Annotated in this window: 8 protein-coding genes and 1 pseudogene; 1 reads left to right on the forward strand and 8 read right to left on the reverse strand. The window is 38.5% G+C overall.

The genetic code is table 11. The features are described 5' to 3' along the window. Nucleotides 1-83: 83 nt before the first annotated feature. Nucleotides 84-710, forward strand: a complete 627-nt coding sequence (gene thyX, locus CVT07_RS10005; protein WP_035142355.1) for an FAD-dependent thymidylate synthase — start codon at nucleotides 84-86, stop codon at nucleotides 708-710. A gap of 53 nt (nucleotides 711-763) precedes the next feature. On the opposite strand, the gene CVT07_RS10010 is transcribed toward thyX, so the two are convergent. From CVT07_RS10010 to ruvC, 8 genes and pseudogenes are all read right to left on the reverse strand, one after another. Then, complete coding sequence (locus tag CVT07_RS10010) at nucleotides 764-1,039, reverse strand: type II toxin-antitoxin system RelE/ParE family toxin (RefSeq protein WP_103567136.1); 276 nt, start codon at nucleotides 1,037-1,039, stop codon at nucleotides 764-766. Beyond that, nucleotides 1,039-1,269, reverse strand: a complete 231-nt coding sequence (locus CVT07_RS10015; protein ID WP_021088739.1) for a hypothetical protein — start codon at nucleotides 1,267-1,269, stop codon at nucleotides 1,039-1,041. Before CVT07_RS10015 ends, CVT07_RS10010 begins: the two co-directional genes overlap by 1 nt. 64 nt (nucleotides 1,270-1,333) lie before the next feature. After that, nucleotides 1,334-2,440: a DNA adenine methylase gene (locus CVT07_RS10020; RefSeq protein ID WP_107936067.1), complete on the reverse strand. Its 1,107-nt coding sequence runs from the start codon at nucleotides 2,438-2,440 to the stop codon at nucleotides 1,334-1,336. Nucleotide 2,441: 1 nt separating this feature from the next. Continuing rightward, nucleotides 2,442-2,957, reverse strand: coding sequence for an S-ribosylhomocysteine lyase (gene luxS / locus CVT07_RS10025; RefSeq protein WP_012140684.1), 516 nt, complete (start codon nucleotides 2,955-2,957; stop codon nucleotides 2,442-2,444). A gap of 98 nt (nucleotides 2,958-3,055) precedes the next feature. After that, on the reverse strand, nucleotides 3,056-4,192 hold the full coding sequence (locus CVT07_RS10465; protein WP_430748120.1) for a methyl-accepting chemotaxis protein: 1,137 nt from the start codon (nucleotides 4,190-4,192) through the stop codon (nucleotides 3,056-3,058). Between the two features lie 57 nt (nucleotides 4,193-4,249). Then, nucleotides 4,250-4,981 (reverse strand): annotated as a pseudogene (locus CVT07_RS10470) (cache domain-containing protein); the annotation flags it as partial. 105 nt (nucleotides 4,982-5,086) lie between these two features. Beyond that, nucleotides 5,087-5,776, reverse strand: a complete 690-nt coding sequence (locus tag CVT07_RS10035) for an MOSC domain-containing protein (protein WP_107936071.1) — start codon at nucleotides 5,774-5,776, stop codon at nucleotides 5,087-5,089. Between the two features lie 16 nt (nucleotides 5,777-5,792). Next, nucleotides 5,793-6,272: a crossover junction endodeoxyribonuclease RuvC gene (gene ruvC / locus CVT07_RS10040; RefSeq protein WP_103567041.1), complete on the reverse strand. Its 480-nt coding sequence runs from the start codon at nucleotides 6,270-6,272 to the stop codon at nucleotides 5,793-5,795. Nucleotides 6,273-6,394: the final 122 nt, after the last annotated feature.

A 6,394-nucleotide genomic window follows, 5' to 3' on the forward strand; every position in this document is an offset into this window, starting at 1 on the left:
GAGCACTCGCTCCCTTTTAAATTTACAAATAAAATCAGCCTTCTTTTTGTAAAATGCTAAAAAATTTCACAAAAAGAGAAAATATGCAAGTAACACTTCTAAATCACACCCCACTAAATATCTGCTCTCACGCGATCCGCACATGCTGGCAAAGCTTTGAAAAAGGCGACAATGGCGGCGAAAAAGATGTCGAGCTGATAGATAGGGTGGGTAATAAATTTAAACACGCATCAACACTAGAGCATCTTTACTACAACTTCTACATCCAAGGCATCTCTCGCGCACTACTTCAAGAGCTAGCCCGCCACCGATTAGCAAGCCTAAGCGTCAAATCAACCCGCTACACGCTAAAAGAGCTAAAAAAGGAGGAGAAATTTGAAGTAGGGCAGTTTGAGCGTGCGGCTAAATTTATCGTGCTAACAAATGACGAAATGGTCGATAACGCGAGCATAAAAGCGCTTGAAAATTTACGTGAAATTTTAGCCTCAACCACAAAAAGCCTTGATATAGTTAAATACTGCTTGCCAGAATGCTATAAAACCGAGCTTACATGGAGCATAAACGCTAGAAGCTTGCAAAATTTCATCTCTTTAAGAAGCTCAAAGTCAGCCCTTTGGGAGATAAGAAATTTAGCAAATGCTATCTACGACGCCTTGCCAAATGAGCATAAATTTATCTTTGAGAAGTGCTTGCCGGAGGATGAGGGGTAAAATTAAGTGTAAAACAGCACCAAAGTATAAATTTAGATATGTAAAAAAGTGTTCTAGTATCTTTTAAAAATATCTTGGTGTCTGCCTATTTTAAAAAGCTTTAAAATTTCATCATCTCTTTGATAAATTATTACCAAATCTCCAAAAACGTGGCACTCTCTAAAATCTTTTAAGCTTCCAGTAAGCTGATGATCTTTTAAATCATCAGCTAATTTTTCATCATTTTGTAGTTGAAAAACCACCTTTGAAATCGCTTTTTCATCCCATCCTTGCTTTAAAACTAACTTCAAATCCTTTTTATAAGTGCTAAAAATTTCTAAAATTCTCATCAATGATTTTCTTGTTTTATTTCATTGATCAAGTCATCATGATTTTTGTAAAATCCAACACTTTTTGCGTTTTTTAGATCAAGTAGTGTCTGCTCTGTCGGTATCTCTTGCTCTTTTGAACTATTGACATACTTGATCTTATATTTTGGATCCATAGCTTGTGCCATCGCTTTAAATGCCTCAATAGCTTTTTGACTGATGTTATCGCCTATTATTGTTATTGTTTGCATAGTATGCCTTTTTGTTTTTTTGGGGATTATATCATTTTTTGTTTTATTGTGTTTTTGTCTAAATTTACTTTTTCAAAACGTAAAGAAGCTCGTCTACGTGGATGTTTCTAGCTTTTAAATTTCTGCTGCCACGGTAGGCGTTATACTTTTGGCGCAGTAGATGAACTTTGCCCATTTTATTTAGGTTTTTATCAAATTCATCTTGGTTGATAAAGCCCTCTGAGTTAAACGAGATAAGCACAAACTTCGCCTTTAAATTTGCTATGAGCTCGAAAAATGCCTCACTTGCTGATGATTTTTTATTAAAGACTGATCTGTTCCAGTCCTTTGCGATACCTGAAACTTTTGAAATTTTACTTGGCTCTTCATAGCTTGCGATGAGATTTAGCATGAAGTAGTTTGAGCCGTATGGATGCTGGTTATAAGGCGGATCAAGATAAACTAGATCAAGCCCATCAAGCTCTTTTGCGAGCAAATTTGCGTCCTTTTGATAGACCTCAAATGGCACGCTGAAATTTGAAAAAATAGGCTTAGTCAAATTTATATCAGAAGTGATCCTTGAGATGGCATTTTGCCCCCTGCCGCCAAACTGACCGATGCCCTCTTTATTTTTATGAAAACCTTTAAAAATTCCACTCGTATTTGCATGCACGCTTGCATTATAAAGTAGTGGAGCTATGAAAAATTTTCTCATCTCCTCTGGCAACATCTCATCTATGAGCCTTCTTGCAGTGTCGATGAATATGGCATTTTTCTTTGTGTAAAAGACCCGCTCGCCCCAAGCGATATTTTCGTCATCTTGTGGGGCATAAAGCCTTGTTATAAAGCCCTCAGAAAGGTTTTCTTTTATCTCTTTTTCAAGCTTTTTTTGCCAGAAATTTATCTCATCTCTTAGCTCATTTGTGGCGTTTTGCAGATAGCATGAGTTTGTGATGAAGCTATAAAGCTCCAAGTCGTTTGCGACTAGAAATTCGCTATTTTGCTTTAAAAACCTAGCCACCACGCCGCTTCCGCTAAAGAGGTCGCAGCAGCTAAGCTTCTCTTTTTTAAGCTCGTCTTTTGCGTACTTTACGCCTCGCTCGATAAAGCCTAAAAGAGAGCGTTTGTTACCAAGATAGGTTAAAATTTGCTCTTTTAGATAGGCTTGATTTTCTTGTTTTACTGGTTTCAAATCAGTGCTTTTTTAGTCCCATAGCATCAACGTCAAGCTTGATCTCATCGTTATTTATGATGACTAGGCCTTGTGCTAAAATTTTGCTTGCTATGGCATGCGCCTCATCAAGCGAGTGCATCTTGTAAGTGCCACATTGAAATTTATTTAGCTCTGGGATCTTATCTTGATCTTTGACCTCTAATATATCTTTCATAGAGGCTAGCCATGCCTTTTTTACAGCTTCTTCGCTAGGTGTGCCGATCACGCTCATATAAAAGCCAGTCCTGCAACCCATCGGCGAGATGTCTATGATCTCCACGCCGTTGCCATTTAGATGGTTTCTCATAAAGCCAGCAAATAGGTGCTCTAAAGTGTGAGTGCCTTTTTCTGGCAAAATTTCTTCATTTGGCTTGCAAAATCTCAAGTCAAAAACGCTGATATCATCGCCCTTTGGGGTCTTCATACTCTTTGCTAGTCTAACTCCTGGGGCTTTCATCTTCACATGATCTACGCAAAAACTATCAAGTAGTGGCATATATTCTCCTTTAAATTTTTGGTAATTTTAGCGTAAAAAAGATTTAAAAATTTAAAGGCCCACGTAAATTTACATGAGCCTGGTAGTATTTTGGGGTATTAAAATTTATTTTTTCTAACGTCTGTTAGTATGACCTTTGCCATGCTGTCTATCTCGCTAGTTACTTCATTTGTGTTACTAACGACGCTTCTATTTTCTTTTGTGACGTTATCTATTTGAGCGACACTTCTATTTATCATATTTATGCCCTCAGCCTGCTCTTTTATAGATTCGCTCATCTCGTTAATTGACTGAGCAAGGACATTTGTATTTGCCTCGATCTCGCCTAGAGATTTTTGTGTGCGTTCAGCTAGCTTTCTAACCTCATCAGCCACAACCGCAAAGCCACGTCCATGCTCACCTGCGCGAGCAGCTTCTATGGCGGCATTAAGGGCTAGTAAATTTGTCTGATCAGCGATGTCACGGATGATGACGATGATGTTTTTGATCTCTTCACTTTGTCTTATGACGTCCCCTGTCTTTTGTGAGATAGCATTCATCGAGCTTGACATCTGCTCAACCGCAGCCGCGCTCTCTTGGATAGAGTCAGCTTGTTTGCTCGCACCCTCAGTTAAATTTCTCATAGATTCAGCAAGCATAGTTGCTTTTTCTTCTAAAATTTGAGCTTGATTTAGGTTGCTATTTAGCATAGCGCTTATAGCATCGCCTGCGCTATTTATGCCAACTATCATGGCTTTTAGATCAGCCTCTATGTCATCTCTTAGCTCGATCTTAGCGGTGTAGTCGTTATTTGAGTATGCTTTTAGGATATTTATGACGCTGCCTAAATTTTGACTGATAGAGCTAAAGAAAGTGTTTAGTAGATCTTTTAGCTTGATAAGTGATGGGTTGTTTGGATTTTCACTTAGTTTGACGCCTAAATTTCCTCTTATCATGTTATTTGCAGCTACGTTTAGCTCTTCAAGCATGGTGTTATCTTTTTTGATGCCAGCTATGACTTTATCGATATTTTTATTTATCTCTTCACTCATCACGCCAAATTCATCAGTCGTGTGGATATTTAGCTTGCTTGGGGCAGTGCTACTCTCATAAGTGATAAATTTAAACGTATCAGAAAGCTTCTCTTGGATAACGCTGATAGGTTTAAGCGAGCGTTTTAGTAGCACGAAAACAATGGCTGAGAGTATGACTATAAAGAGCACTGCAAGCATTAGCTGAGCTTTTAAGATAGGCATAGTGTGGTTTGAAAAGGTATCCGCACCTATGGCAACGGTTGCAAGCCAGCCATCATCGTTGATAGGCAAAATTTTAGCCGTTACATCTTGGTTTTTAGAGTTTTTATATGAGATCAGACCATTTTCATCAAATTCTTTATTGGCATATTTTTCTGAGACGACCTTTGTAGCTGGTAATATAGTGCCAACTTCTGAAGCTACGTCAGAAAAGAGCATAGTGCCATCTTTTCTCATTACATAAGCATATCCGCCATCGCCAGTGTTGCCTATCTCGATGATCTTGTCACTAACTTTCTTTACATCTATATCTATACCAACAACGCCAACAAATTTACCATTTTTAGTAACTGGAGCGGTGAAACTCATAACAAGATCATTTGTAGAAGTGACCCTTGGTTCGGTATAAATTTCTTTATTTTTCTCTTTTGTGCTCTTATACCAGCCTCTAGTTCTTGGGTCGTAGTTGTCAGCTACGGTTGTTCTTTTACCATCTGATTGGAAGAAGTGTCCATCCTCATCGCCGTAATAGACATATTTCACCGCAGAGTTTGCGACCTTTTTTTCTAATAAGACAAAGTTCATTATCTCATCGCCACTTTGAGCGCCTTCAACTGCTGATGAAATTTTCTTGACGTACTCTAAATTTTCATCAAAAAAAGTGTTTGCAACACTTTTTATATCTTTGAGGACCTGATCCTCTTTGCCACTGACAAGCTCAACGATCTTGTCCTTTGAAGTAAAATAACTAACCGCCGAGATAGCGCAAAACGAGATGATGAGTAAAACCATCAAGGCGAGTGCTATCTTATTTGTGATAGACCTAAACACCTCTGCTCCTTTAAATTTTGTTTGAAATTCATTTGTAAAACAAAATCGGAGCAAAAGTATAAATGTTTATAGTGTTCTCATAAATTCAGTGCTGTAAATTCCATCGATGCGTCTTTTCATATCATCATGCCAGCCATTTGTAAGAGTGGTGAGGGCGTTAAATTTCTCTAGTAAATTTAAATTTTCACTTGGCGCGTAAAAGAGCCTGTTTATCTCTAAAATGCTCATATGAACTGGGTCACTTTCTATAACCTCTATCGCGTCGCCTGCTTTGCACGATCCTGGCGTAAGAACGCGGTAGTACCAGCCAGTAAGGCCTGTTTCAAAGATGTGAGTAGCCATATTTTCATTGCCCCATCTTTTTGAGAGCTTAAAGCATGGCTTTCTAGGCTGCGAGACTTGAAGCACAAGCGAGCCCACCTTGTGGATATCGCCCACATAAACGCAGCTCTCATCAAGCCCATCAACGCATAAATTCTCCCCCATCGCACCATAAGCCATATTTTTTAATCCTAAAAATTTCTCCCACTCGGCGTAGTTTGCAAACGAATTTGCAAAAATAGCCTTTTCAGGGCCGCCATGATGCTTCGTATCAGCGACGCTATCGCCCTCAAAGCCAAGCTCATTTGCGAAAATTTCGCCATTTTGAGCTACTTTAAAAATAGCTGAGCTCCAAGGTAAATTTAGCTTATCAGTCGCATTTTGCGAGCCGTAGTTTTTCACATCTCCTATTAGTAAAGCTTTTAGTGTTGCCATATTTTTCCTATCAAATTTAGTTTATTCTTAAATTATTCGCGTGAGTTAGCGCTATCGCGATAGCATCGGTGATATCAAGCGGTTTTATCTCTTTATTTATGCCTAAAATTTTTTTCACCATAAATGCCACCTGCTCTTTGTCAGCCTTTGCCTTGCCAGTGACCGTTTTTTTTACCTGAAGCGGCGTATATTCGGCAAAGTCACCATGAAGCTGCAAAATTTTAAGACTAAGTGCCCCGCGAAACTGAGCGAGCTTTAAGACCGTTTTTGGGTTATAAGCAAAGAATATGTCCTCTATCGCGACCTCGTCAAATTTATGGTTTTTAAAGATGAGATCAAGCCCCTCGCAAAGCTCTGTTATTTGGTATTGAAGCGTGTTTGGCTTTATCTTTATAAGCCCAGCTTCAAGAAGAGTAGTTTTAAATTTACTCTTTTCAAGTATCGCGTAACCGCAATTTTTCGTGCCTGGATCGATTCCTAAAATTTTCATCACAATCTTTTCAATACTTTTTCACGACTTTTTCACGCCGTGAAAAAGTTTGTCGGAGTTTAACAAAGGTTTTATTAAATTTAAGATAAAATCGCTAATAAAATTAATTACTTCAAAAGGGTTTAAAT

The sequence above is a fragment of the Campylobacter concisus genome (assembly GCF_003048875.2).
Lineage (GTDB): Bacteria > Campylobacterota > Campylobacteria > Campylobacterales > Campylobacteraceae > Campylobacter_A > Campylobacter_A concisus_AU.

Bases quoted from the DNA above. Each gene is read 5' to 3' on its own strand.
- CVT07_RS10010 (WP_103567136.1), bottom strand. From the start codon at position 1,039: ATGAGAATTTTAGAAATTTTTAGCACTTATAAAAAGGATTTGAAGTTA.
- CVT07_RS10015 (WP_021088739.1), bottom strand. From the start codon at position 1,269: ATGCAAACAATAACAATAATAGGCGATAACATCAGTCAAAAAGCTATT.
- thyX (WP_035142355.1), top strand. From the start codon at position 84: ATGCAAGTAACACTTCTAAATCACACCCCACTAAATATCTGCTCTCAC.
- luxS (WP_012140684.1), bottom strand. From the start codon at position 2,957: ATGCCACTACTTGATAGTTTTTGCGTAGATCATGTGAAGATGAAAGCC.
- CVT07_RS10035 (WP_107936071.1), bottom strand. From the start codon at position 5,776: ATGGCAACACTAAAAGCTTTACTAATAGGAGATGTGAAAAACTACGGC.
- CVT07_RS10465 (WP_430748120.1), bottom strand. From the start codon at position 4,192: ATGCCTATCTTAAAAGCTCAGCTAATGCTTGCAGTGCTCTTTATAGTC.